The 24371-nt window shown below is 72.3% G+C and carries 29 protein-coding genes, 1 tRNA gene and 1 riboswitch; of the genes, 11 read left to right on the top strand and 19 right to left on the bottom strand.

The window, feature by feature from the left end:
- The first annotated feature begins 23 nt into the window (after nt 1-23).
- The 3 genes from pncA to CRP50_RS23450 are packed head-to-tail and all read left to right on the top strand — an operon-like array spanning nt 24 to nt 1404.
- Complete coding sequence (pncA, locus tag CRP50_RS23460) at nt 24-653, top strand: bifunctional nicotinamidase/pyrazinamidase (protein WP_097281636.1); 630 nt, start codon at nt 24-26, stop codon at nt 651-653.
- Between the two features lie 59 nt (nt 654-712).
- A complete protein-coding gene (locus tag CRP50_RS23455) occupies nt 713-1009 on the top strand; it encodes a type II toxin-antitoxin system HigB family toxin (RefSeq protein WP_097281635.1) in 297 nt (98 codons plus the stop codon).
- A complete protein-coding gene (locus CRP50_RS23450; RefSeq protein ID WP_097281634.1) occupies nt 1006-1404 on the top strand; it encodes a helix-turn-helix domain-containing protein in 399 nt (132 codons plus the stop codon). Before CRP50_RS23455 ends, CRP50_RS23450 begins: the two co-directional genes overlap by 4 nt.
- A 4-nt stretch (nt 1405-1408) precedes the next feature.
- Here CRP50_RS23450 and CRP50_RS23445 read toward each other — a convergent pair whose 3' ends face one another.
- From CRP50_RS23445 to CRP50_RS23435, 3 genes are all read right to left on the bottom strand, one after another.
- Nucleotides 1409-2278 (bottom strand): TrmH family RNA methyltransferase, encoded by an 870-nt coding sequence (locus tag CRP50_RS23445; RefSeq protein WP_097281633.1) that lies wholly within the window; start codon nt 2276-2278, stop codon nt 1409-1411.
- A gap of 95 nt (nt 2279-2373) precedes the next feature.
- Nucleotides 2374-3213 carry an alpha/beta hydrolase gene (locus CRP50_RS23440; protein WP_097281632.1) on the bottom strand — a complete coding sequence of 280 codons (840 nt, stop codon included), beginning with the start codon at nt 3211-3213 and terminating at the stop codon, nt 2374-2376.
- On the bottom strand, nt 3213-4847 hold the full coding sequence (locus tag CRP50_RS23435; RefSeq protein WP_097281631.1) for an autotransporter outer membrane beta-barrel domain-containing protein: 1635 nt from the start codon (nt 4845-4847) through the stop codon (nt 3213-3215). Before CRP50_RS23435 ends, CRP50_RS23440 begins: the two co-directional genes overlap by 1 nt.
- Before the next feature lie 183 nt (nt 4848-5030).
- Between CRP50_RS23435 and CRP50_RS23430 the strand changes: the two genes are divergently transcribed.
- Nucleotides 5031-7256 (top strand): ATP-binding protein, encoded by a 2226-nt coding sequence (locus tag CRP50_RS23430; protein ID WP_245913673.1) that lies wholly within the window; start codon nt 5031-5033, stop codon nt 7254-7256.
- Complete coding sequence (locus CRP50_RS23425) at nt 7253-7930, top strand: LuxR C-terminal-related transcriptional regulator (RefSeq protein ID WP_245913670.1); 678 nt, start codon at nt 7253-7255, stop codon at nt 7928-7930. The genes CRP50_RS23430 and CRP50_RS23425 overlap by 4 nt, the downstream gene beginning before the upstream one ends.
- On the opposite strand, the gene CRP50_RS23420 is transcribed toward CRP50_RS23425, so the two are convergent.
- The 11 genes from CRP50_RS23420 to CRP50_RS25325 all read right to left on the bottom strand — a co-directional run bounded on the left by CRP50_RS23420 (nt 7931) and on the right by CRP50_RS25325 (nt 14679).
- Nucleotides 7931-8353, bottom strand: coding sequence for a globin family protein (locus CRP50_RS23420; protein WP_097281628.1), 423 nt, complete (start codon nt 8351-8353; stop codon nt 7931-7933).
- Between the two features lie 117 nt (nt 8354-8470).
- Nucleotides 8471-8671, bottom strand: a complete 201-nt coding sequence (locus CRP50_RS23415; RefSeq protein WP_097281652.1) for a DNA gyrase inhibitor YacG — start codon at nt 8669-8671, stop codon at nt 8471-8473.
- A gap of 8 nt (nt 8672-8679) precedes the next feature.
- Nucleotides 8680-10020, bottom strand: a complete 1341-nt coding sequence (locus CRP50_RS23410) for a ribonuclease E/G (protein WP_097281627.1) — start codon at nt 10018-10020, stop codon at nt 8680-8682.
- Between the two features lie 75 nt (nt 10021-10095).
- The gene (locus CRP50_RS23405) at nt 10096-10689 is read right to left on the bottom strand and encodes a Maf family protein (RefSeq protein WP_097281626.1); all 594 of its coding nucleotides are present in this window, start codon (nt 10687-10689) and stop codon (nt 10096-10098) included.
- Nucleotides 10690-10702: 13 nt separating this feature from the next.
- The gene (gene infA / locus CRP50_RS23400) at nt 10703-10921 is read right to left on the bottom strand and encodes a translation initiation factor IF-1 (protein WP_097281625.1); all 219 of its coding nucleotides are present in this window, start codon (nt 10919-10921) and stop codon (nt 10703-10705) included.
- Between the two features lie 94 nt (nt 10922-11015).
- Nucleotides 11016-11462 carry an arsenate reductase ArsC gene (locus tag CRP50_RS23395; protein ID WP_097281624.1) on the bottom strand — a complete coding sequence of 149 codons (447 nt, stop codon included), beginning with the start codon at nt 11460-11462 and terminating at the stop codon, nt 11016-11018.
- Between the two features lie 11 nt (nt 11463-11473).
- Entirely contained in the window at nt 11474-11962 is a 489-nt protein-coding gene (locus CRP50_RS23390) for a UPF0262 family protein (protein ID WP_097281623.1), read from the bottom strand.
- Between the two features lie 4 nt (nt 11963-11966).
- On the bottom strand, nt 11967-13268 hold the full coding sequence (gene hisD, locus CRP50_RS23385) for a histidinol dehydrogenase (protein WP_097281622.1): 1302 nt from the start codon (nt 13266-13268) through the stop codon (nt 11967-11969).
- Nucleotides 13258-13917 (bottom strand): ATP phosphoribosyltransferase, encoded by a 660-nt coding sequence (gene hisG, locus CRP50_RS23380; protein ID WP_097281621.1) that lies wholly within the window; start codon nt 13915-13917, stop codon nt 13258-13260. The genes hisD and hisG overlap by 11 nt, the downstream gene beginning before the upstream one ends.
- A 98-nt stretch (nt 13918-14015) precedes the next feature.
- The gene (locus tag CRP50_RS23375; protein WP_097281620.1) at nt 14016-14300 is read right to left on the bottom strand and encodes a hypothetical protein; all 285 of its coding nucleotides are present in this window, start codon (nt 14298-14300) and stop codon (nt 14016-14018) included.
- A gap of 85 nt (nt 14301-14385) precedes the next feature.
- Complete coding sequence (locus tag CRP50_RS25325; RefSeq protein WP_097281619.1) at nt 14386-14679, bottom strand: hypothetical protein; 294 nt, start codon at nt 14677-14679, stop codon at nt 14386-14388.
- A 52-nt stretch (nt 14680-14731) separates the two neighbouring features.
- A riboswitch (SAM-I-IV-variant riboswitch) is annotated at nt 14732-14851 on the bottom strand.
- 200 nt (nt 14852-15051) lie between these two features.
- On the opposite strand from CRP50_RS25325, the gene CRP50_RS23365 reads away from it, so the two are divergent.
- Nucleotides 15052-15127 (top strand) — tRNA-Phe (locus tag CRP50_RS23365).
- A gap of 121 nt (nt 15128-15248) precedes the next feature.
- Complete coding sequence (locus CRP50_RS23360; protein WP_097281618.1) at nt 15249-15788, top strand: DUF1440 domain-containing protein; 540 nt, start codon at nt 15249-15251, stop codon at nt 15786-15788.
- Here the strand turns inward: CRP50_RS23360 and gpmA are convergent.
- Complete coding sequence (gene gpmA, locus CRP50_RS23355; protein ID WP_097281617.1) at nt 15760-16509, bottom strand: 2,3-diphosphoglycerate-dependent phosphoglycerate mutase; 750 nt, start codon at nt 16507-16509, stop codon at nt 15760-15762. The genes CRP50_RS23360 and gpmA overlap by 29 nt on opposite strands.
- 97 nt (nt 16510-16606) lie before the next feature.
- On the opposite strand from gpmA, the gene CRP50_RS23350 reads away from it, so the two are divergent.
- Both CRP50_RS23350 and CRP50_RS23345 read left to right on the top strand, forming a co-directional pair.
- Complete coding sequence (locus CRP50_RS23350; RefSeq protein ID WP_097281616.1) at nt 16607-17167, top strand: 3'-5' exonuclease; 561 nt, start codon at nt 16607-16609, stop codon at nt 17165-17167.
- Between the two features lie 68 nt (nt 17168-17235).
- Nucleotides 17236-17760 (top strand): GNAT family N-acetyltransferase, encoded by a 525-nt coding sequence (locus CRP50_RS23345; RefSeq protein WP_097281615.1) that lies wholly within the window; start codon nt 17236-17238, stop codon nt 17758-17760.
- A 180-nt stretch (nt 17761-17940) separates the two neighbouring features.
- Here the strand turns inward: CRP50_RS23345 and CRP50_RS23340 are convergent, their stop codons facing one another.
- Entirely contained in the window at nt 17941-18408 is a 468-nt protein-coding gene (locus CRP50_RS23340; protein WP_097281614.1) for a CreA family protein, read from the bottom strand.
- Nucleotides 18409-18685: 277 nt separating this feature from the next.
- On the opposite strand from CRP50_RS23340, the gene CRP50_RS23335 reads away from it, so the two are divergent.
- A complete protein-coding gene (locus CRP50_RS23335; protein ID WP_097281613.1) occupies nt 18686-20368 on the top strand; it encodes a methyl-accepting chemotaxis protein in 1683 nt (560 codons plus the stop codon).
- A gap of 120 nt (nt 20369-20488) precedes the next feature.
- Here CRP50_RS23335 and CRP50_RS23330 read toward each other — a convergent pair whose 3' ends face one another.
- Genes CRP50_RS23330 through CRP50_RS23320 form a run of 3 tightly spaced genes read right to left on the bottom strand, consistent with a single transcriptional unit; the run spans nt 20489 to nt 22143 of the window.
- Complete coding sequence (locus CRP50_RS23330) at nt 20489-20857, bottom strand: hypothetical protein (RefSeq protein ID WP_097281612.1); 369 nt, start codon at nt 20855-20857, stop codon at nt 20489-20491.
- Between the two features lie 45 nt (nt 20858-20902).
- Nucleotides 20903-21820 (bottom strand): LysR substrate-binding domain-containing protein, encoded by a 918-nt coding sequence (locus CRP50_RS23325; RefSeq protein ID WP_097281611.1) that lies wholly within the window; start codon nt 21818-21820, stop codon nt 20903-20905.
- On the bottom strand, nt 21817-22143 hold the full coding sequence (locus tag CRP50_RS23320) for a hypothetical protein (protein WP_097281610.1): 327 nt from the start codon (nt 22141-22143) through the stop codon (nt 21817-21819). The genes CRP50_RS23325 and CRP50_RS23320 overlap by 4 nt, the downstream gene beginning before the upstream one ends.
- A gap of 227 nt (nt 22144-22370) precedes the next feature.
- On the opposite strand from CRP50_RS23320, the gene CRP50_RS23315 reads away from it, so the two are divergent.
- Nucleotides 22371-23819: an NADP-dependent isocitrate dehydrogenase gene (locus CRP50_RS23315; RefSeq protein ID WP_097281609.1), complete on the top strand. Its 1449-nt coding sequence runs from the start codon at nt 22371-22373 to the stop codon at nt 23817-23819.
- Nucleotides 23820-24371: the final 552 nt, after the last annotated feature.

Raw genomic sequence — 24371 nt, 5'->3', positions numbered from 1 at the left:
CGTCGTCTTCAGGAGGCGCCGCCATGTCCCTCGTCCCCACCGCGACCGACGCTCTGCTGGTCATCGACGTGCAGAACGACTTCTGCCCCGGCGGCGCCCTCGCCGTGGCCGAGGGCGACCGGGTGGTGCCGCTGTGCAACGCCCTCATGGAGCGCTTCGCGACCGTCGTGCTGACGCAGGACTGGCACCCGGCCGGCCATGCCAGCTTCGCCTCCACCCACGGCGGCGAGCCCTTCGGCGTGATCGAGCTGCCCTACGGCCCGCAGGTGCTGTGGCCCGACCACTGCGTGCAGGACACGCCGGGCGCGGCCTTCCACCGCGACCTCGTGACGCGCCCCGCCCAGATGATCGTCCGCAAGGGCATGAACCCGGCCGTCGACAGCTATTCCGCCTTCTTCGAGAACGACCGCCGCACGCCGACGGGCCTCGGCGGCTGGCTGCGCGACAAGGGCATCCGGCGGGTCTTCCTGTGCGGGCTGGCGACGGACTTCTGCGTCAACTACTCGGCGCAGGATGCCCGCGCGCTGGGCCTGGACGCCGTGCTGATCGAAGACGCCTGCCGCGCCGTCGACATGCCCGGTACCCTGGCCGACGCCCTGGCGACCATGCAGGCGGCGGGCGTGACCCTGGCGGCGACGGGAGATGTGGGGTGAGGCGGCCGGCCTTGCCGACGGCGAGGCTTGCTCCCATTTCGGGAGGACGCTAGACTGCCGTGAGGATCATCGCGCTCAGCACGCTGCGACGCCATTGGCAGCAGCCCGGCCGTGAGGACAGCGAACAGCCGCTCAAGGCGTGGCACACGGTGGTCACTGCGGCCGACTGGTCCGGGCCGGCCGACGTGAAGCGCCAATACCGCACCGCGAGCTTCGTCGGCGACCGGGTCGTCTTCAACATCGCGGGCAACAAGTACCGGCTCGTCGCCTGGATCAACTACCCTCGCCGCACCGTCTACGTCCGGTTCGTCGGAAGTCATTCGGAATACGATGCCATAGAGGTCGAGAGCATATGACGGTCGTCACGGTTCATCCCATCCGCACCGAAGCCGACTACGAGGCGGCCCTGCGCCAGATCGAAACGCTGATGACGGCACCCGCCGGTTCGCCCGAAGGCGAGACGCTGGACGTCCTCGTCACCTTGGTTCAGGCCTATGAGGCGCGTCATCACGCGATAGAGGCGCCGGACCCCATCGCCCTTCTCGAACACTTGATGGAGGCCCGCGGGCTTGGCCGTCGGGACCTCGAGCCGGCGCTCGGGCCTTCGGGTCGCGTGTCGGAAGTGCTCAACCGCCGCCGACGCCTCAGCCTGGACATGATCCGAGCCCTGCACGATCAGTTCGACCTGCCGGCGGAGGTTCTGATCCGCGAGTACCCGCTGGCAGCGCCGGAGCGCGCGCACGGGTCCTGACCGCTCACCCCGCCGTGAAGGCGTGCACCAGGATGGCAGCGGTCGCCGCCACGTTGAGGGACTGGACGCGGCCGGTGCCCGGCAGGGTGAGGATCTTTTCGCAGGCCTTCAGGGTGTCGCGCGGCAGGCCGTCTTCCTCGTTGCCGAGCACCAGGGCCACCGGGCGCCCGGCGGCTTTGGCGGTGGCCTTCAGGTCGGCGATGGTGGGCGACGGGCCGTCCTGCAGGGCGGTGCCGACGGTCAGCCAGTTGCGCTTGAGGTCGCGCAGCACCAGCGGCATGCGCTCCGCCCGCCACAGGGACACCCATTCGAGCCCGCCTTCCGCCACGCGGTGGGCCGCCTCCGACAGGCCGGCCTGGCCGGGGTGGTCGGAGATCACCAGGTGCTCCAGGCCGAAGAAGGCCATGGTGCGCACGATGGCGCCCAGGTTGTGCGGGTTGCCGATGCCGTCCAGCATGACCAGCGGCTTGCCCGTCTTGGCCCAGCCCTTGGCGGCCTCGACGTCGAAGCGGGGGACGTCGCGCGGGCGGCAGACGGCGACGATGCCGCCGTTGAGCGTGGTGCCGGCGATCTTGGCCAGCTCGTCGGCCTCGACGATGCGATAGGGCCGGCGCCGCGCCGCCATCTGCTGCGACCACGGGCCGACCTTGCCGGCCAGATGCGGCTCGAAGAACAGGCGTTCCACCCGCTCGGGGTCGCGCTCGAACACCGCCGCCACCGCCGGCAGGCCGGTGATGCGCACGAAGTCGGAGGCGTCGCGCTTCTCCCGCTCGCGCCCGCCGACGGGGCCGGAGCGGCGGCGCGGGCCGGCGGCCGAGCGGCCGTCTTGGAACGGACGGGGCGGACCGGCGGGACGGCGCGGCGGACGCGGCATGGCGGGAAGCTCCGGAAACGCAGGACGATGAAGAAACGGCCGACAGTCTTAGCCGATCCGCCGCCCGATGTCTCGGCGCAACAGGGGCCGCCGCCTCACGGCGCGCAGGCGGAGGGGTAGGCGACGAGCCGCTGCCAGGCCTCGATCCAGCCGTCGTGGTGGTCGGCCTCCACCGCCACCACGCGGGCGCACGTCCCGGTGCCGAGGGCGGCCACGAAACGCTCGGCCGTCTCGGGAGGCACCACGGCGTCGCGGCGGCCGACGAAATGCGTCTGCGGCAGGCGCGCGAGGCGCGGCGCGACATCCAGAGGCGACAGGGAGCCGCGCAGGGGGTCGACGCCGTGGCGGGCGTTGACCCAGGCGGGATCGAGGTTGCCGGCCACCGTGCGCAGGGACGCGACGTCGTCGCGCCGCGCCGCCACCAGGGCCGCCACGGCACCGCCGCCGGAATAGCCGACGAGATGTACCGCCGTCGCGCCGGCCGCCGCCTTGGCGCGATCCACCGCCGCCCCCACGGCGGCGACCACCTCGGGCGCGAAGCGGGCGCCCGTCCACCAGCGGGCATCGTCGCAGGCGGGCTGCGGCCGCGCCGCCCCGGCGCGGTATTGGCACGGCCGCCCCACCACGGCGACGGCCGGCGACGGGTCGCGGACCGCCAGGTCCAGGGCGAGCGGCCGGTAGGGCGTCGGGTCGGGCGACGGCCGGCCGCGCTCGGCCCAGGCGAAGCCGTCCCCCTCGATGTAGACGGTGACCGACTCGGCACGACCCGGCCGCTGCCAGAGCGCCAGATCGAAAGGTCCGGCCGCCACCCGCCCGGCGACGAGACCGCCCGATCGGGCGATCCCCTCGGCGGCGGCGTGGCGCTCCGCCGCCCCGCCGCAGCCCGCGAGGGCGGCGGCGAGGGCCAGGGCGAGCAGCGGCCGGACCGCGGCCATCAGAACGCCATGCGGACCTGCACGGCGCCGGCATGCGCCCGGTAGTCCTGGCGCAGCCCGAAGGTGTAGGCGGCGTCCACCGACAGGTTGCCGTCGGTCATGAGTTCGAGGCCGACGGTGAGATCGGCGCCCAGTCGCGCCGGATCGGCGCCCTGGGTGACGAAGCTGGCGCCGCCCGCCGCGAAGCGGCTGGTGGTCTCCGGCCGCTCGCCGATCAGGTCGTAGCTGACGATGCCCTGCAGGTAGGGGGTCCAGGTGAAGCCGTCGGCCATGAGGTCGACCGCCACCCGGCCGCCGAGCGAGGCCGTCAGGGCGTCGTTGCTGCGGTCGCCGACGGTCAGGTTCAGGGCGCCGGCGCCGGTTTCCGTGTAGGCGTCGATGTGGGTATGGACGTAGGCGAGGCCCGCCATGGGCGTCACCTGCCAGCCCGAGCCGAGGGCGATGGGCATGCCCGCATCCACCCGCGCACCGGCCTGCCAGCCGTCGTAGTCGGCATCGGCGACGCTGCCGAGCGGCGCGATGCGGCGGCGGCCGTCGTAGGCGCTCAGGCCGCCGAAGACCTGGCCGGTGACGTAGACCGCCTCGCCCTCGTACTGGGCGTAGAGGGTCGCCTGGCCGCTGGAGCCGTCGGTGGTGTCGCCGACCGAGGCGTCGCGGCCGTCGACGTCGGCCGAGGCGTAGGACAGGGCGAGACCGACGCGGACACTGTCGGCCACCGCCGTGTCGGCACCGATGGCGACGCCGTAGGTGGTGTCCTCGTAGCCGTCCTGGCCGTCGCGCATGTCCTGGCGGGCATTATAGGCGAAGGGCTGCACCCAGACGCCGAGGCCGCGGGTGAGGTCGCCGGTGGAGACGCCGGTGCCGCCGCGCACGGTCGTGGTGCGGCCGAGCACGGTGCCGGTGACCGCCTGGGCGGTGGCGACGGCGCTGGTGATCTGCGCCCCGGGCGACACCGGCTGCAGCTGCTTCACCGCGGCGGCGCGCTGCGTGTTGGTGGCGAGACCGGCGACGGCTTCGTAGAAGGGGTCGAGCCCGGCGGTCTGGACGGCGGCGAGGCTTTCCACCACCCGCGCCACCCCGTCGCCCGGCAGCAGCGACTGCAGGACGCCCGACTTCACCCAGTCGCGGCCCTGGCTGGCGGCCGTGGCGGTGTTGGTGGTGGTGACGACGGTGGTGGTGCCGGCCGTGGTGGTGACCGTGCTGGACGTGGTCGCGGTCGAGCCGGTCTGGGTGGTCGTGCTCGTGGTCGAGGTCGTGGTGGCAGTGGAGCTGCTGCTGCCGGTGCCCAGGCTGCTCTGGCAGGCCGACGAGCCGCTGACCGCGCCCGTCGCCGAGTTCACCCGGCAGTTGATGGGCTCGGTCACGCCCTTGTACGTATACGTGCCCTGGTAGACGATCTCGCCGGCGCCGTAGGAGATGTTGGTGTAGTTCACCTCCATGGGCGACGACGTGTAGTCCGGGCCGCCGCTGATGTTGATGCGGATGGACGTCGGGCTGAACACCGTCGTCTGGATCTGCGTGCCGTCGGGCCGCGTCACCACCGACGAGGTCTGCGCCTGCGCGGCGCCGCCGACAGCCGTCAGCCCCGTGAAGACGATTACCGCCGCAGCCGCGCCGCGAACCTTCGATACCATGTGCCACACCCCCGGGTTTGCGATGCGGGCCCCCGCCCGCCGCGTTTCGATGGGTCCGGGGTACCATGGGGGATGACGGCGGCAGTATCCCCCGAACTGGGGAGACGGCACAAAAAGCCGTTGTCCCCGAGCCGTTCGGGCCTAATACTTTCGGCGATGCGGGGGCACGAAAGGGGAGACACCATGCGGCTGTGGCGACGGGGAAGCCCGCTCACCGCGATGACGGCGGCGCTGCTGCTGGGACTGGCGGTGGCGGCGGCGGCGACGCGCCTGCTGGTGGTGCAGCCGTGGCTCGGGGTGACCCTCGAGGCGACGGAGGACGGCGGTGTCCGCCTCGCGGCGGTGGCGGCGGACGGGCCGGCGGCGGCGCTGCCGGTCGGTGCCCGCGTGCTGGCCGTGGCGCCCGCCGGCGGCGGCGAGGGCGACACGCTGACGCTGACGGCGACCGATCTGACGCCCGAGCCCGACGAACTGGAGACCTACGGCGCCGAGGCCGCCCTGTTCGATCGCCATACGCGGCTGGACGCCCTGCTGCGGGCCGGCCCGGTACGCCTGCTGCTGGCCGACGACGGCGGCGGCGAGAGCTGGGCCGTCGTCGCCCCGGCCGCCGCCCGGCCGCTCGGCGACCTGCCGGCGCAATACTGGTTCCAGGTGGCCGTCGGCGTGCTCGGCCTGCTGCTGAGCTGCTGGGTCTGGGCCCTGCGGCGCGGCGACTGGGGCGCGCGCATGTTCGCGCTCGCCGGCCTCGGCATGCTGGGTTTCGCGACCGCCGCCGCCGTCTATACGAGCCGCAGTCCGGCGCTCGACGGGCTGCTGTTCCGCATCCTGTCCGACGTCAACGTCACCGGCGCCCTCACCTTCGGCGCCGCCATGATCGGCGTCTTCCTGTGCTACCCGCGCCGCCTCGTGCCGCCGGTCGTGCTGCTGGTGCCCATGGCCGTGTTCGGCGCCTGGCTGGTGGCGACGGTACTGCGCCTGCCCGAGACGCCGGCGCAGGGCGGCCATCTGGCGACGGCGGTGGAGATGCTGTGCATCGTCGCCGCCATCGGCGCCCAGTGGTGGGCGACGCGGCGCGATCCGGTGGGGCGGGCGGCGTTGCGCTGGCTCGGCCTGTCGGTGATCCTCGGCGCCGGCGCCTTCGTCAGCCTGGTGTCGCTGCCGCAGCTGCTGGGCGGCGAGCCGCCGCTGGAGCAGGGCTACGCCTTCGGCTTCTTCCTGCTGATCCACGCCGGCCTCGCCCTCGGCCTGCGGCGCTACCGCCTGTTCGAGATGGGCGAGTGGGCCTTCCGCGTCATGCTGGCGACCCTCGGCCTGGGCGCCCTCATCGCGCTGGACGCATTGCTCATCCTGGCGCTGCACGTCGACCGCGGCATCGCGCTCGGTATCGCGCTGGTCATCGTCGGCTTCCTCTACCTGCCCCTGCGCGACCTCCTGTGGCGCCGCATGGTGCGCCGTCACAGTCTGGCCGACCACGAACTCTTCGCCGCCGTCATGGAGGTCGCCTTCCGCGTCTCCCCCGGCGAGCGCGCCGAGGCGTGGCGGGCGCTGCTGCGCCGCCTGTTCGATCCGCTGGAACTGACCGCCCCGCCGGCCGACGCCTCCCCGCCGGAGGCCGTCACGGTGCGTCACGACGGCCTGGAGATGCTGCTGCCGCCGGTCGCCGACGCCGGGCCGATCCTGCTGCGCCTGCCGTGGGGCGGCCGCGCCCTGTTCGCCCCGGCGCACCGCGCCATGGCCGTGCGCCTGATCGAGCTTATGGCCCATGCCGAGGCCGGGCGCGACGCCCATGCCGCCGGCGCGCGGGCGGAACGCCTGCGCATCGCCGCCGACCTGCACGACGACGTCGGCGCCCGGCTGCTCGGTGCCCTGCACCAGCCCGACCTCGCCGGCGCCCGCCAGATGATCCGCGAGGCGACGGCCGACATCCGCGCCATCGTCGGCGGGCTGAACGGCAGCCGCATGCCGCTCGACCACCTGCTGGCCGACCTGCGGCACGAGACGGCGCGCCGGCTGGAGGCCGCCGGCCTCGCCCTCGACTGGCCGCTGGACGGTGCGGCGGCGGCCGCCGACGTGCCCCTGCCCTACCCCGTCAGCCGCGCCGTCACCGCCGTGGTGCGCGAGGCGGTCAGCAACACCCTGCGCCATGCCGAGGCAGGCCGGGTCAGCGTCGGGGCGACGTTGGCCGACGGCGCCCTGCACCTGTCCGTCACCGACGACGGCCGCGGCCTGCCGGCCCCCGCCGACGCGCCGGCGAAGCCCGGCTCGCACGGCCTCGCGGGCCTGCGGCGGCGGGTGGAGGAGGCCGGCGGCGCGGTGCGCGTCGACGACGCCCGGCCGGGCGTACGCCTCGCCGTCACCCTGCCCGTTTCCGGCGCCGCGCCGGCCGCTGCTCTGCAGGGCGCGGCATGATGCCCGGGGCCGCGCCCGCGGCCGGCCTGGTGGTCGAGGACGAACCCTACACCCGCACCTGGCTGGTGGACGTTCTGGGCCGCGCCTTTCCCGGCCTGCCGGTGACGGCGGTGGGCGATCTGGCGTCGGCGCGGCGGTGGGTCGACGGTCGCGCCGAGCCCGGCGCCGGCCGTTTGGTGGCCCTGGTGGACATCGGCCTGCCCGACGGCTCCGGCCTCGATCTCGTGCGCGAACTGACCACCGCCCGGCCCCCCGCCCTGACGGTGGTGACCACCATCTTCGACGACGACGACCACCTGTTCGGGGCCATCCAGGCCGGCGCGGAAGGTTATCTGCTGAAGGATCACCCGCCGGAGACCATGGCCGGCTACCTGCGCCGCATCCACGACGGCGAGCCGCCCCTGTCGCCGGCCCTGGCCCGCCGGCTGCTGGCGCACTTCCGCAGCCCGCCAGCGCCACCCCAGCCCTGCGAGACACCCACGGACGCCCTGACCCCGCGCGAGACGGAGGTGCTGGCCCTGCTCGGCCGCGGCCTGCGCACCGGCGAGGCGGCGCGCCTGCTGGGCCTGAGCGAGCACACGGTGGCGTCGCACGTGAAGGCGATCTACGCCAAGCTCAACATCTCCTCCCGCGCCGAGGCGGCGCTGGAGGCGCGCAACCGCGGCCTCGCCTGATCAGGCGGCGCGCGGTTCCTCGCGGGCGGCGGCGATCATGGCGCCGGCCAGGGTGCCGTAGGCGGCGGTCCAGGCCTCGCGCACTTCGGCGGTGAAGGCGGCCCCGAGGCCCTTCTCCAGGGTCCACAGCAGGGCGTCGCCGACCACGGCGTAATGCCGTTCCTGCACGCCGTAGGTCACGTGGCGGCGGGCCATGGCCTTGACGTCGGTCAGGATGACGTCGAGCCGGTCGAGTTCCCTCACCACCATGGCGATGGACGCGATCAGCTTCTGGCCCTGCACGGCGAGGTCGGCGCGGAACAGCGGCCGCACGTTCGGCTCCAGCTCGAACAGGCGACCGTAGAACAGGGCGGCGGCCTGGTCGCGCATGGGCACGACCTGGGCGAAGGTTTCACGGACGAGGGCGATCTGGCTAGGCGTCATGGCGGGCGGCTCCGGTCCGAGGGGAATGCGCTACCCCGTCAGGATCGTCCGCCGCCGTTTCCAGGCGATGTCGCAGATGGTTTCAAATGTTTCCGGCGCACCGCCGTCGCAGGTCCGTCAGCGCTCTTCGTCGGCCTCGGGCACGTAGCCTTCCGGCGGCGGTTCCTCGGTCGGCACGCGGTAGGCGCCGCCGAGCCAGCGGTTGAGGTCGACGTCGGCGCAGCGCTTGGAGCAGAACGGCCGGTAACGGGCTTCCGTCGGCTTGCCGCAGAGGGGACAGGCGGCGGTGGCGACGCGGGCGGGGACGGGATCGGGCACGGGCACACTCACGAACGATGGGACGAGGCGATCTCCACCCGCTTGCGCGGGCAGTCGGGCCGGGGGTCGAGCACGACGGGGCGGTGCAGGCGTGCCTCCGCCTCCGCGAGGAAGGGCCGCGCCGCCTCCGCCACGGCCGGGGCGAGGGTCAGCACCAGCGGCCCGCCGCCGGGCTCCGCCGCCGCCTGCCACACCGCCCGCCGCAGGGCGGCCAGCGCCAGCGAGGCATCCGACAGGCGGCCGGAGCCGTCGCCGAGCCGCTCGGCCAGCGGCGCCCGGCCGCGGTCGCGGCGCAGTTCCACCAGCCCGAGCCGGGAGACGCCGGCGATGTGGGTCGGCACGGCCGTGCCCGCAAGCCGCAGCCGCAGATCCTCCAGCAGGCCACGGCGGCTCCGGTCGGCCTGGTCGGGCACGACGTCGCAGACGATCATGCCGGCGAGGCCGCGCAGGTCCAGCTGGCGCACCAGTTCCGCCATGGCCTCGGTATTGGCGACGGCCGGCGCGGCGGGGCCGGCGTCGACGTCCACCGCCACCAGGGCCGCCGTCGGCTCGATCACCAGCCGCCCGCCGCAGGGCAGCGGCACCACCGGCTGCAGGGCCTGCTCGATGGCCTCGTCGACACCCTCCTGGGCGAAGAGGTCGCGGCCTTCCGCCCGCATGCGCCCGGCCAGGGCGGCGTGGGCGCGGCGGGCGGCGGTGAGCGCCGGGGCGTGGTCGAAGACGATCTCCTCCGGGTCCGGACACAGCGCCAGGGCGTCCGCCAGCCCGTCGGCCGGCGGCGACAGGCGCAGCGGCGGCCGGCCCGTCTCCGCCGCCGCCTGGGCGGCCTTCCAGGCCGCCCGGTGGGCGTCGAGGCTGGCCGGCAGCTCCGGCCCCGTGGCGCCGGTGCGCACCACCGCGCCCTCCCCCGGGTCCAGCAGCGCCGACAGGGCGATCCGCAGGATGTCGCGCAGGTCGGCGGGCAGCTTGCTCGACACCGAGACGCCGGGGCGATGCGGCGTGTAGGCGAGCACGGAATCGGTGAACGACAGCTTGGCGGTCAGCCGCGGCCCCTTCTCCCGCCGCGCCTCCGCCGTCACCTGGACGATCACCGCCGCCCCTTCGGCCGGCAGGCCGCCGCGCACGTCGGTGGCATTGAGGAAGCCGGGCGGCCCGTCGCCGCCGATGTCCACGAAGGCGGCGCGGCCGTCGGGCAGGCGGCCGGTCACGCGGCCGAGGTGCAGACTGCCGACCTCGGCATCGCCGGTACGGGCATGGAACACGGCGACCACCCGCTCGGCGCCGTCGAGCACGGCGGCGCGGCGTTCGCCGGGACTGTCGGAAACGAGGATGCGGCACGGCGGGAGCATGACGGCCAGGCTCCTTCGATGAGTGGTGTCCCTCGGGTCAGGGCGAGGCGCCCGCGCCGGCGAGGGATCGTGGGCCTAGACGACCGGGCGGATGCCGACGGCCGCCAGCAGGTTGGCAGTTTCCAGCAGCGGCAGGCCGACCACGTTGGGATAGCTGCCGCCGACCTGCTTCACGAAGGCGCCGGCCAGCCCCTGGATGGCGTAGCCGCCGGCCTTGCCGTGCCATTCGCCGCTGCGGAGGTAGGCCGCGATCTCGCGCTCTTCCAGGCGCTTGAAGGAGACGACGCTGTCGACCAGCTTGTGCCATTCGCGCCCGTCCGGGCCGATGAGCGTGACGCCGCCGTAGACGTGGTGGCGACGGCCCGACAGCATGGCGAGGCAGCGGCGCGCGGTCGCTTCGTCCTCGGCCTTGGGCAGGATGCGGCGCCCGACGCCCACCACCGTGTCGGCGGCGAGCACGACGCAGCCGGGATGGCGCGCGGCGACCACGCGGGCCTTTTCGGCCCCCAGGCGGGCGGCATGCTGGCGGGGGAGTTCGTCGCGCAGGGGCGTTTCGTCCACGTCCGCCGGATCGACGGCGTCCGGCGCGATGCGGATCTGCTTCAGGAGGTCGAGGCGGCGGGGCGAAGCCGAGGCGAGAACGAGGCGCGGAGGCGCGAAATCCGTCATGCCCTGCCGCCGCTCACTTGAAGCGGAAGGTGATGCGACCCTTGGTCAGGTCGTAGGGAGTCATTTCCACGGTGACGGCGTCGCCCGCCAGCACCCGGATCCGGTTCTTGCGCATCTTGCCGGAGGTATGGGCGAGGATATCGTGCCCGTTCTCCAGCTTCACGCGGAACATGGCGTTGGGCAGAAGTTCGACCACCACGCCCTGGAATTCGATCAGATCTTCCTTGGCCATTTTCCTTACCGGGCCCTATGGAAAAATGCCGACAACAAATGCGGTGGAGACGAATGCGGGTCAAGCTCTTTTCACGGCCATGACGGAAATTCCGTCAGCCCGCCGGCAACTTGGTGGGCGGGAAGGCCGCCACGATGCGCTTGTACAGCTCGTCGCGCACCTGCCGGTAGGCATCGAGCCGCACTTCGCGGCTGCCTTCCACCAGGGCGGGATCGAAGGTGTTCCAGAACAGCACGTCGCACGCCATGGTGCGGGTCATTTCCACCGCCGAGTGCTGCGCCTCCGGCGACAGCGAGACGATGACGTCGAAGCTGGTGTCTTCCAGCTCGTCGAAGGTCTTGGGGCGGTGGCCGGAAACGTCGATGCCGATCTCGTCCATGGCGGCGACCACGAAGGGGTCGAGCTCGCCCTTGCGGACCCCCACCGAGTCGACGAACACGCGGGTGCCGTGCAGCCGCTTCATGATGCCTTCCGCCATGGGCGAGCGGATGGCGTTCATGGTGCAGGCGAACAGGAGGCTTCCCGGCAGGCTCGTCGGCACCGGCAGTGCCCTCAGCCGCGGATGTGGAGAACGCAGAGCAGCGTGAACAGGCGCCGCGAGGTATCGACGTCGATCTCCACCTGGTCGGCCAGCCGCTCGCGCATCAATTCCGCCCCCTCGTTGTGCAGGCCGCGCCGGCCCATGTCGATGGCCTCGATCTGGCTCGGCGACGCGGTCTTGATCGCGCCGTAGTAGCTTTCGCACACCATGAAGTAGTCGCGCACGATGCCGCGGAACGGCGTCAGCGGCAGGGTGATGCGGGTCAGCGGCTGTTCGGCGGTGTCGCGGATGTCCATGACCAGCCGGTTGTCCGACAGCGACAGGTGCAGGACGTAGGGGCCGGAGATGGCGGCGTCCTTCAGCCGGAAGACGTTTTCCTCCAGCAGGTCGTAGATGGCGACCGCCCGCTCGTGCTCCACCTCGGGCCGCCGGCGCACCAGCGTGCGCTCGTCGAGCACCACGTTGACGATCACGTCCTTGCGCGCCGCTCCCCCCGCCATGGCATCATTCCCCCGGTTTGCCGAGGCGCAGGCTGACCGACAGCCCGTGCGCCTGCAGTCCCTCGGCGTCGGCCAGCTTGACCGCCGCCGGGCCGATGCCGGCCAGCGAGCGCGCGTCGCAGCCGAGCAGCGAGGTCCGCTTCATGAAGTCGACCACGCCGAGGCCCGACGAGAACCGCGCCGAGCGCGCCGTCGGCAGCACGTGGTTGGGGCCGCCGACGTAGTCGCCGATGGCTTCCGGCGTGTGGCGGCCGAGGAAGATGGCGCCGGCGTTGGTGATCTTCTCCGCCAGCGGCTCCGGGTCGTCGACGGCCAGTTCCAGGTGCTCGGGCGCCACCTGGTCGACCAGCGGCACGGCGGCGTCCAGGCTGTCGACGACGACGACGGCGCCATGGTCGGCCCAGCTCTTGCGGGCGATCTCGGCGCGCGGCAGGGTCTCGAGCAGCGTCTCGACGGCCTGCATCACGGCCTTGCCGAAGGCGGCGTCGGTGGTGATGAGGATGGACTGGCTGGCGGTGTCGTGCTCGGCCTGGCTGAGCAGGTCGGCGGCGATCCACGTCGGGTCGTTGGCGCCGTCGGCGACCACCAGGATTTCCGACGGGCCGGCGATGCTGTCGATGCCGACGGTGCCGAACACCTGACGCTTGGCGGCGGCCACGAAGGCGTTGCCGGGGCCGACGATCTTGTCGACCGGCGCGATGGTGGCGGTGCCGTAGGCCATGGCGGCGACGGCCTGGGCGCCGCCGATGCGGTAGATTTCATCGACGCCGGCGATCTTCGCCGCCGCCAGCACCAGCGGGTTGAGCTTGCCGTCGGGCGTCGGCACGCACATGACCAGCCGCTGCACGCCCGCCACCTTGGCCGGCAGGGTGTTCATCAGCACCGACGACGGGTAGGCCGCCGTGCCACCAGGCACGTAGAGGCCGGCAGCCTGCACGGCGCGCCAGCGGCTGCCGAGGCGCACGCCGGCGTCGTCGGTGTAGTGGAAGCTTTCCGGCAGCTGGCGCTCGTGGTAGGCGCGGATGCGGCTCGCCGCCAGCTCCAGCACGTCGAGCAGGTCGGGGTCGCAGGCGGCGTAGGCGGCTTCCACCTCGTCGGCGGTCACCCGCAGGGTCTCGGCGGTCAGGTCCAGGCGGTCGAAGCGCTTGGTATAGGCGAGCACGGCGGCGTCACCGTCGCGGCGCACGGCCTCCAGGATCTCGGCCACCACGGCGTTGACGTCGTGCGAGGTTTCCCGCTTGTCGTTGATCAGGCGGTCGAAGGCTTCGGCGAAGCCGGCGTCACCGGCGCGCAATTCAACGGGCATTCACGGCCTCCCGGAACTTCTCGACCCAGCCGCCCAGTTCGTCGGGGCGGGTCTTCAACGCGGTGCGATTGACGATCAGGCGCGAGGTGACGTCGCAGATGTGCTCCACCTCCACCAGCCCGTTGGCCTTCAAGGTCGAGCCGGTGGACACCAGGTCGACGATGCGACTGCACAGGCCGAGCGCCGGCGCCAGTTCCATGGCACCGTTCAGCTTGATGCATTCGGCCTGGACGCCGCGGCGGGCGAAGTGGCGCTTGGTCGTCTCGGGATACTTGGTGGCGACGCGCACGTGGCTCCACTTGGACGGATCGTCCTCGCCCGACAGGTCGGCTGGCTCGGCGACCGCCAGGCGGCAATGGCCGATGTCGAGGTCGAGCGGCGCGTAGAGTTCGGAATAGTTGAACTCCATCAGCACGTCGTTGCCCGCCACGCCCAGATGGGCGGCGCCGAAGGCCACGAAGGTGGCGACGTCGAACGACCGCACCCGCACGATGTCGATGTGCGGATGGTTGGTCTTGAAGCGCAGCTGGCGCGACTTGGGATCGTCGAAGGCGGCCTCGGGCTCTATGCCCACGGCACGCACCAGCGGCATGCATTCTTCCAGGATCCGCCCCTTGGGCAGGGCGATCACCAGGCTTTCACGACCCATGGATGACGTCTTCTCGGCGGCTTGCGGCAAAGATGGAGGCGCATGTTTACACGACTCCCCCCCGGTGAACCACCCTCAACGTGGGGCGGCCGCGCCGGTCAGAAGCGCGCCCAGGTCATGACGCCGAAGAAGCCCGCGGCCACCACCGCCAGCATGACGGCGATCCACAGCGCTCCCTTCGACAACGCCTCCACCAATCCACCGCCGCCGCTGTTGCTGCCGCGGGCCGGACCGTTGATGGCGTCGATCAATTCCTGCATGCGTTTACGCAGATGCGGTTCCTGCGCCTGTCGCTTTTCCGGCGGCAGGGAGGCATAGAACTGCTGCAGGCGGCGGAGTTCCCTCTGGTTCTCCTCCGCACTGCGGGTCCGCGGATCGGCCATGGTTCCCCCCGTGTCGCCGGATCCCTATCAGCGGTTGAAGCTACGCGACGGCAGGCCGTCCGGCAATAGCAGACTTCCGAAAGGGTTACTCCGCCGCCTGCAAAAAGGGGGTGGCGGCCAGCGGCGAAACCGCGGCGACGGCCGGCAGGCGTGCCCGCACCCAGGCCCGCGCCTCGGCCAGGCGGGCGCCGGTCAGCACCCGCAGCAGGTGGACCTCGGTGCGGCCCGTACGGCGACAGCGCTCGGCCCGATAGACGTGGGTGAAGGTGCCGAAGCGGCGATGCACCACCACATAGACGCCGCCCGGCAGCCCGAGCACGTCGTCGGCGGGGCCGACCACCAGGGCCGGCTCGATGAGGGAATGCAGCGGATACGCCATGACGAAGCCTCCTCTCTACGGTGGAGGCTGACGCTTCGCGCGGCTGTGGTCCTGGAACCCGTTTGGTTGCCGGTCCGGCCGCATCTTCCCCGCGCTATTTCTGCGGAGAGCACCACCTTGCCCGGGATGGCAGGTTGGTGATGGGCGTCAGCCCACGCTCTTGATGCTGGACACGGTGATACGCCAGGGCGGCGGCCTTGGCAAGAGGCATGGCGGCCGAGGCCGGAGCGGGCCGTTCTGCCGCCGCGTCATCCCCCTTTGAAATTTTGCATTTTTTGGTCTGGACAAGGCCCCGCCGGTTCCGTATAAAGCCGGCCTCACGACGCACCAAGCGCCCGTGAGGCCGGGGCAAAAGGCTCCGGTTACCAGAGTGCCCAGGTAGCTCAGCTGGTAGAGCAGGGGATTGAAAATCCCCGTGTCGGCGGTTCGATTCCGTCCCTGGGCACCACTTCCGAGGCCGCCGTCCCCACCGGGTCGGCGGCCTCGTCCGTTTCCGCCTTGCCCTCACCAACCGCAGCCATGGCCCGGCCGTTGCTCCTCCGCACCCACGGCAGAAGGAGACGCGCCCCATGCGCCTGCGGACGGTCCTGCTCGACAGCCTCGTCGGTCTCGCGGCCGGCCTCATCGCCACCCGCATCACCGGCACCGTGCAGGGCATCCTGTGGCGCATGATGCCCGAGGACGCCAAGCAGGAGGAAGCCGACGCCGCCCTGCCGCTCGACCCGTCACAGACGGCGGCGAAGCGCCTCGCCCGGCTGGCCGGGGTGGAGCTGACTGGCAAGGCGCTGGAAACCGGCGGCTGGATCGTCCACTACGCCACCGGCCTCGGCTGGACGCCCGTCTATATGCTGCTGCGCCGCTGGGGCGGGCTGCACCCGGCGGGCGCCGCCCTGGTGTGCGGCAGCGCCATGGCGCTGGCGCTCGACGAAGGGCTGGTGCCGGCGCTCGAGCTGTCGCGCGGGCCGCGGGCCTATCCGTGGGAGACGCACGCCCGCGGCTTCGTCACCCACATCGCCTTCGGCGTGCTGGTGACCGCCGCCGTCGAGACGTTGAGCCGCCCCGCCCGCCGCGCCGAGCGCGTCAGCCGCCGCCGGCGGCGCGCCGCCTGACCTCGGCCGGCGTCTCGTGCTCCGCCGCCGCGTCGCCCAGGTAGCGGCTGTCGAGCGGGCGCAGGTGTTCGTTCAACTCGTAGACCAGCGGAATGCCTGTCGGGATCTCCACGTTCGGAATGACGTCGTTCGGGATGTCGTCCAGTTCCTTGACGATCCCGCGCAGGGAATTGCCGTGCGCCGCGATGAGCACGACCTCGCCGGCACGCAGCGCGCTGGCGATGGGGCCGGTCCACAAGGGCATGAGCCGCTCGACCGTCGCTTTGAGCGTCTCCACCCGCGGCAGCGTGTCGCGCGGGATCGCCCGGTAGCGCGGATCGGTCCACGGCCCGCGCGGGTCGTCGGCGTCGAGGGCCGGCGGCGGGATGTCGTAGCTGCGGCGCCAGATGTGGACCTGCTCGTCGCCGTGTTTCTCGGCCGTCTCCGCCTTGTTCAGTCCCTGCAGGGCGCCGTAGTGGCGCTCGTTCAGGCGCCAGTCGCGGGTGACCGGCAGCCACATGCGGTCGGTGGCGTCGAGGCAGAGCCACAGGGTGCGGATGGCCCGCTTGAGCACGGAGGTGAAGCACAGCGTCGGGGCAATGCCGGCTTTCGCCAGATCCTCGCCGGCGCGCCATGCTTGGGCACGGCCTTCGTCGGTCAGGTCGACGTCGGTCCAGCCGGTGAAGCGATTCTCCAGGTTCCACCGGCTCTGGCCGTGCCGCAGCAGGATGAGCTGGCCCATGTCGGTCGGTCCTCCTTGGCAGGGTGATCTCTCCTGTCGCGAGAACGTTTGCCGCCGCCCCCTGGTCCGGCGACGGCGGCGACGCTATGTTCAGGCCATGCCCACGACGCTTCGCCTCGACCGCCTTCTCTTCGTCGACCTGGAACTCACCTGCTGGCGCGGCGACCCGCCGCCGGGGGAGCGCAGCGAGATCATCGAGGTGGGGCTCGCCGAGGTGGACGCCGGCGACCTGCGCATCACCCGCAGCGGCCGCTACCTGGTGCGGCCGGACCGCTCCTCCGTGTCGGACTACTGCACCGAACTCACCGGTCTGACCGCCGACGAACTGCGCCGCCACGGCCGGCCGCTGTCGGAGGTCTTCGGATCGCTGCGCAAGGACTGGGGGCCGGGCCGCAAGGCCTGGTACGCCTGGGGCACCGACCGCATCCTGCTGGACGATGCCGTGGCGGCCGCCGGCCTTGCCGACCATCCCTTCTCGCCGGGTTTCGTGGATCTGGCGCAGCTCTACACCACGCTGCGCGGCTGCGGCCAGCGGGTGTCGCTGGAGGAAGCCCTGGCGCGCGAGGACCTGGAGGCGCAAGGCCGCCGCCATTCGGCCGAAGGCGACGCCGTCGACGCGGCACGGGTGTGGATGCGCCTCGCCGGGCTGCTGCGGTAAATGGCCCTTGGCCGCCGCCGGGGCGCCCGCTAGACCGGACGCCGCCGCCTCACGGAGACCGACCGACCATGACCACCACCACCGCCGCTCCCCTCGCCTTCAGCATGCAGCCGCTGACCGCCGCCGACCTGCCGGTGATCGTGCCGCTCAACACGGCGGCGGTGCCGCACGTCAACGACCTGACGGCAGAGGCGATGCAGGCGCTGCTGGACGAGGCGGCGATCGCGGTGAAGGCGGTGGATGCGGCCGGCGGCATCGCCGGCTTCGTCGTCGTCTTCGCCCCCGGCACCGGCTACGCCAGCGAGAATTACCGTTGGTTCTGCGAGAACATGGACGATTTCCTCTACGTCGACCGCATCGTGGTCGACGCCACCCGCCGCCGCAGCGGGGCGGCGCGGGCGCTCTACGAGCACGTCTTAGCGGAAGCCGCGGCGCGCGGCGTGGCGCGGGTGACCTGCGAGGTCAACATCCGCCCGGCCAACCCGGTCTCCATGGCCTTTCACGAGGCGCTGGGCTTCGCGAGCGTCGGCGAGCTGGAACCCTACGGCGGCAGCAAGCGGGTCGCCCTGCTGGCCCGGCCTATCGGCGCCTGACCTTCACGGGGATGCGCGCCGCGCGCCGGCTCTGGCGGTCGGCCGCCCAGGCGGCGGCGGCACAGGCGGCGAGTGCCACCAGCATTTTGGCGAGGGCGAGCATCATGGACTTCCTCCGTCGGCGTTCCCTTTCCTGGACTACGCGCGCCGAAGCCGGTCGGATCGCTCGCAGCGGCGCCGTCACTCCCGCCAGGGCATGATCGGCACCGTCGAGATGCTGTTCTTCGGGCTGCCCTCGATCAGCTTGTCGCTGTAGATCAGGTAGACGAGCGTGTTGTGCGGCTTGTCGAAGAAGCGCACCACCTGCAGCGTCTTGAACAGGATGGAGCGGCGCTCGGTGAACACCTGCTCGCCGTCCTTCAGGTCGCCGACGATCTCGATGGGCCCCACCTGACGGCAGGCGATGGCGGCGTCGGAGGTGTCCTCGGCCAGCCCGAAGGCGCCCTTCATGCCGCCGGTGCGGGCGCGGCTGACGTGGCAGACGACGCCCTTCACCTCGGGGTCCTCGAAGGCGTCGATGCAGATCTTGTGATCGGGGCCGAGCATCTTCCACACGGTGGACACACAGCCCACCTCCTCGGCCTGGGCGGTGGCGACGGCACCCAGCAGGGCGAAACCGAGAGCGAGACTCGGGAATAGGCGGCGCATGGCGGTGTCTCCCGGACAGGATCGTCGGGCAGACATACCATCCGCGCCGTCGCGGGTCCACGGGAGCCGTCCGGATCCCTCGCCGGCGCCGCCGGGTGCCACCCGGTCGGTCCGACGGAGACCTGCGGCCGGACAAATCGTATACTTACAAAATAATACTAAGACGAAGTCGTAACTGGACTACCGGAAGTCGATCCACGATCCCTGTTTCCATTGCCCCCGGTGAATCCCCCCATCATTATGGATCGGAGAGAGACGGGGACTTGGAGGGGATGCCATGAAGACCGTGAAGACCGGCCTGTCGCTGTCGACGCGGATCGTCCTGTTCACGTTGGCGGCCATCGCGCTGCTGCTCGCGGCGGTGCTGGCCGTGACGTGGACCGTCACCCGGGCCGAGATGATGGAACAGGCCCAGCGGGCGCAGGAATCCAACATGCGCGTGGCGTGGGACGTGCTGCGCAGCTACGGCGACGGCGTCACCCTGCGGGACGGACGGCTGACCATCGGCGACACCGTGCTCGACGGCAACGACCCTGTGGCCGATCGCATCCAGGCCCTGGTCGGCGGCACCGCCACCCTGTTCAACGGCGACCTGCGCGTCGCCACCAACGTACGCAAGCCCGACGGCAGCCGGGCGGTCGGCACCCGCCTCGCCCAGGGGCCGGTCTACGACGCCGTGCTGAAGAACGGCCGCCCCTTCCGCGGCGAGGCGGAGATCCTGGGCGAGGCCTATTTCACCGCCTACGACCCCATCAAGGACACCACCGGCCGCGTCGTCGGCGTCCTCTTCGTCGGCCTGAAGGCGGAGCAGTTCCTGCACACGGTCGACATCCTGACTCTCGACATCGCGCTGCTCGGCTTCGGCGCGGCCATCGTCATCGGCGCCGGCGCGCTGTGGTTCCTGCGCCGCCAGATGCGGCTGGTGCACGATCTGGAGCACGTCATGGGGCGTCTCGCCGACGACGACACCACCATCGACATCCCGGGGCGCGACCGCCGCGACGAGCTGGGCGCCATGGCGCGCGCCGTCGCCGTGTTCCGCGACGGCGCCATCGAGCGCCACCGCCTGGAAGCGCGCCAGCGCGAGGACGAACGCCGGGCGGAGGAGGAGCGCCGCGCCGGCCTGCTCGCCATGGCCGACGCCCTGGAAAACGCCTTGTCCGGCGTCGCCGAGCAGGTGGCCGCCGCCTCCGGCCAGATGCGCGCCACCGCCGCCGGCCTCACCGACGGCGCCCGCACGGCCGAGGAACGGTCGGAAGCGGTGAACTCGGGCGCGGCCGAGGCCAACGCCAGCGTCCAGACCGTGGCGGCGGCGACCGAGCAGCTCGCCGCCTCCATCGCCGAGATCGGCCGTCAGGCGCAGGCCTCGGTCAGCGTCTCGCAGGACGCCGTGGCGCGGGTGAGCGAGAGCGAGCGCATGGTCGGCGACCTGGTGGAAAGCGCCCGCCGCATCGGCGAGGTGGTCGGGCTCATCCAGGACGTCGCGGAGCAGACCAACCTGCTCGCGCTCAATGCCACCATCGAAGCAGCGCGGGCCGGCGATGCCGGCAAGGGCTTCGCCGTCGTCGCCAACGAGGTCAAGCAGCTGGCCATGCAGACGGAGCGCGCCACCGCCGAGATCGGCAGCCTCATCGGCGGCATCCAGGAGTCCACCACCAACACGGTGCAGTCCATCCACGCCATCGCCGGCGTCATGGACCGCGTCAGCGACATCGCCTCGGCCATCGCCGGCGCGGTGGAGGAACAGAACGCCGCCACGGCGGAAATCAGCCGCAACACCGAACAGGCGGCGCGTGGCGTGCAGGCGGTGTCGGCCGGCATCGCCGACGTCACCGGCATCGTCCACCAGACCGAGCAGGGGGCGGAAGACGTGCTCCAGGCCTCCGGCGCGCTGACCGATCAGGCCGGAGTGCTGCGCCGGGAACTGGACGGCTTCCTCGCCCGCCTGCGGGCCGGATAGAGCCGTGTCCGGTTCGGACGGAACGGGACACGGCGCCCCCGCGCCGGTCGGGCGCGGCAGCCTGCGTGGCGCCTGAACGCCGCTCTGGCGCGGCCGCGACAGAGCGCAGACGTCTCCCATTCACTCGGCGGCGGCGGCCGTCGCGCCCGTCATGTCCGGGGCGCCCTGCCACTGGTTGGGCCGGGCCACCAGTTGCTTGTCCACCGACGACCACGGGTAGACGTCGCCGATGCGGCGCAGCAGCTCGAACACCTGCCCGTCGCCGACGGTGCCCACCTCCGCCGCCAGTTCGAAGCGGCAGCGCCAGCCGCGGTCGAGGGGGGTGACGCCGGTCAGCCGGAAAGCGGTGGCCCGGGCGATGCCGCCGATGTCGTGCAGCGCGTTGGGCGTCTGCGGCGCCACCACCGTCACCTCGACGGCGCGGCGGGCGCGCGGCAGGCGGTCCGGGCGCGGGATGGCGAGCTTCCACAGAGGTACGGCGGTGGTCATCGTGTGCCTCCCGGGGCTTATGGTCGTTGTCGACGTCACGGCCGGTCACATGGGCGCGGCGGCCTCCGTCTCAAGCGGGGGATACGGCCGTTCCAGCGAACGGACGATGTGGTCCGCCAGACGATCGACCACCGTCGCTGCGCCGGGGCCGGGCGCCCGCAGCAGGGCGATCTCCGTCTCCGCCAGCGCCGGCAGGCCGTCGGCCTCGTCGAGCACGGTCAGGTCGGGCGGCACCATCTCGCGCGGCAGCACGGTGAGGCCGAGCCCCGCCTTCACCGCCGCCTGGGTGCCGGCCAGCGACGGCGAGGTATAGGCGACGCGCCACGGCCGCCGCGCCGCATCGAGCGCCTGCATCGCCCGCTTGCGGTAGACGCAGGGGTGCGGCGCCACCACCAGCGGCAGGGCCTCGCCGGCTTCGGCCAGGGCGGCGAGGCCGGGGGCGGCCGCCGCCCACACCAGCGGCTCGCGCCACACCCGCACGCCGCCGCCGGGGCCCTGCGGCTCGCGCTTCACCAGCACCAGGTCGAACTCGCCGGCAGCGAAGCGGTCGAGCAGGTTGAGCGTCAGGTCGCAGCCGACCTCCAGCGACACCCGCGGGTGCGCCCGCGCGAAGGCGGCCAGCACCTGCGGCAGGTGGGTGGTGGCGAAGTCCTCCGGCGTGCCGAGGCGCACCGTGCCCGCCAGATCGCCGCGCGCCAGCCGGGCCAGCGCCTCGTCGTTCAGGCGCAGGATCTGGCGGGCGTAGGGCAGCAGCATCTCACCGGCCGGGGTCGGGTGGACGCGACGGGCGCCGCGGAGGAACAGCGGCGCCCCGACGGCGTCCTCCAGGCGGCGGACCTGCAGGCTGACCGTCGACTGGGTGCGGCGCAGGCGCTCCCCCGCGCGGGTGAAGCTGCCCGTCTCCGCCACCAGCACCAGGGTGCGCAGCAGGTCCATGTCGAGCGCCGGCGGCAGTACCGTCATTCGGCGGCCCGCCGGGCGTCGGCCGCGGTCGCGACCTTCTCGACGCCGGTCCAGCGGTAGTGGACGCCGATGCACCGCAGCAGGTCGAACACCTGGGCGTCGCCGACCACGCCCACCGGCGCCTTCAGGACGAAGCGGCAGCGCCAGCCGCCGTCCCACGACATGGCGCCGGTCAGCGCGAAGGCGGTGTCGGCGGCGGCGCGGGCCAGCACGTCGGGCACGTCGTCGTTGGCGGCGGCGGCGACGCTCACCTCCACCAGGCGCGTGGCGGCCGGGGCGGGCGCGGCGGGAGCGGGACGGTGCAGCGGGATGGGGTCGACCATGGCGGGATCCTCCGAACCAGGGGGGTGTGTATCGCCCTCAACATGCGATGCCGCGCCGGACCTCGGGAACCCGGCGCGGTGCAATGCCGGCCATTGGCATCGTCAATGGGGAGAGGTGGGCGTGCCATTGACGATCTCAATGCCTGCCATTGCGGCGGGCGGGGTTCTGCGGCGGGCGCCGGGCGCGTAGTTGAGGAGCGGCATTCACTCCGTCAGAGGACACGGACATGACCACCCGCATTCCCGTCACGGTCGCCCACGGCGACGGCATCGGCCCCGAGATCATGGCCGCCACCCTGCAGGTGCTGGAGGCGACCGGCGCGCCGCTCGCCCTCGAGACCATCGAGATCGGCGAGGCGGTGTTCCACCGCGGCCATTCCGCCGGCATCGCGCCCGAGGCCTGGGACTCCCTGCGCCGCACCAAGGTGTTCCTGAAGGCGCCCATCACCACGCCCCAGGGCGGCGGCTACAAGAGCCTGAACGTGACGGTGCGCAAGACGCTCGGCCTGTTCGCCAACGTGCGGCCTTGCGTCGCCTACGCGCCCTTCGTCGCCACCCGCCACGCCGGCATGGACGTGGTGATCGTGCGCGAGAACGAGGAAGACCTCTACGCCGGCATCGAGCACCGCCAGACCGACGAGGTGGTGCAGTGCCTCAAGCTCATCTCCCGCCCGGGGACCGAGCGCCTCATCCGCTACGCCTTCGAATACGCCCGGGCGCACGCCCGCAGCAAGGTCAGCTGCTTCACCAAGGACAACATCATGAAGCTGACCGACGGGCTGTTCCACAAGGTGTTCGAGGAGGTGGCGGCCGACTACCCCGACCTCGACCACGAGCACCTCATCGTCGACATCGGCGCCGCCCGCCTCGCCGACACGCCGGAAGCCTTCGACGTGGTGGTGCTGCCCAACCTCTACGGCGACATCCTGTCGGACGTGGCGGCGCAGGTAGCGGGCTCGGTGGGGCTCGCCGGCTCGGCCAACATCGGCGAGCATGCGGCGATGTTCGAGGCCATCCACGGCTCAGCGCCGCGGCTGGCCGGCAAGGACGTCGCCAACCCGTCGGGCCTCATGCTGGCGGCGGTGCAGATGCTGGTGCACGTCGGCCTGCCGCAGCACGCCGGCGCGCTGCACAACGCCTGGCTCACCACCATTGAGGACGGCATCCACACCCGCGACGTCTTCACCCCCGGCACCAGCAAGCGGCAGGTCGGCACCCAGGCCTTCGCCCATGCGGTGATCGAGCGCCTCGGCCGCACGCCGCAGCGCCTGCCCGCCGTCGCCTACGAAACGGGCGCCGGCGGCGTGACCGTGCCGCCGCCGGTGCGCCTGCCGCGCCAGCACAAGGAACTGGTCGGCGTCGACCTGTTCCTGCACGCCGCCGACGCCGCGCCGGAGGACCTGGCGGCGCGGCTGCAGGCGGTGCAGGGCGTCGGCCTGCCGCTCGCCATGATCACCAACCGCGGCGTGAAGGTGTGGCCCGAGGGCGCGCCGGAGACCTTCTGCACCGACCACTGGCGCTGCCGCTTCCAGGCACCGAAGGGCGCGACCGTGACCGGCCAGGCGGTGGCGGCGCTCATGCAGCGGGCGGTGACGGAGGGGCTGGACGTCATCAAGCTGGAGACGCTGTGCACCTTCGACGGTGAACCCGGGTTCTCGCTCGGCCAGGGGCAGTAGGGTCTGCGGACAGGGCGGCGGACAGGAGGAGCCGCCGCCCCTCCAAGCCGGGCATCCGCGGCGTGCACGACGCTGGCCGTGGAGGGCGGTGTGGACAGGCGGCAGAAGCCAGTGGAGCCGTGGATGGCCGGATCAAGTCCGGCCATGACAATTTCTAATCTCGTTTCAAGCACTTGTCATGCCCGGACTTGATCCGGGCATCTTCCGTGTTCAGCGTCAAGGGCAGTCGCTGGGTGGCCGGCGTCGGAGTGAACCGGGCGTGCTCCGCGTCAAGGCGCGCGGCGGGCGCGCCCGCCCTGCGGGCGGCTTCGGCCTTGACGCGTCCGCGCGCCCGGTTCGGGGGCCGGCCATGACGTCGGCGCGGAGCGCCGAGCGTCGGCCTTCGACGGGACGGCCTCACGAGGGCGCGGCGTACCTCCACGGCTGGTCGTCGCGGGCCATGGCGTTGAGGATGACCAGGGTCTTGCGCATCACCGCCGTCAGGGCGACCCGTCCGGGCCGGCGGTTCTCCGTGATCAGGCGCTCGTAGAAGATCTTCAGCACCGGATTGAA

Origin of the sequence: Caenispirillum bisanense (assembly GCF_900230255.1) — a bacterium.
GTDB lineage: Bacteria > Pseudomonadota > Alphaproteobacteria > Rhodospirillales > Rhodospirillaceae > Caenispirillum > Caenispirillum bisanense_A.
The sequence above is the reverse complement of the archived record's forward strand: the minus strand, read 5'-3'. Positions and strand labels throughout refer to the sequence as shown.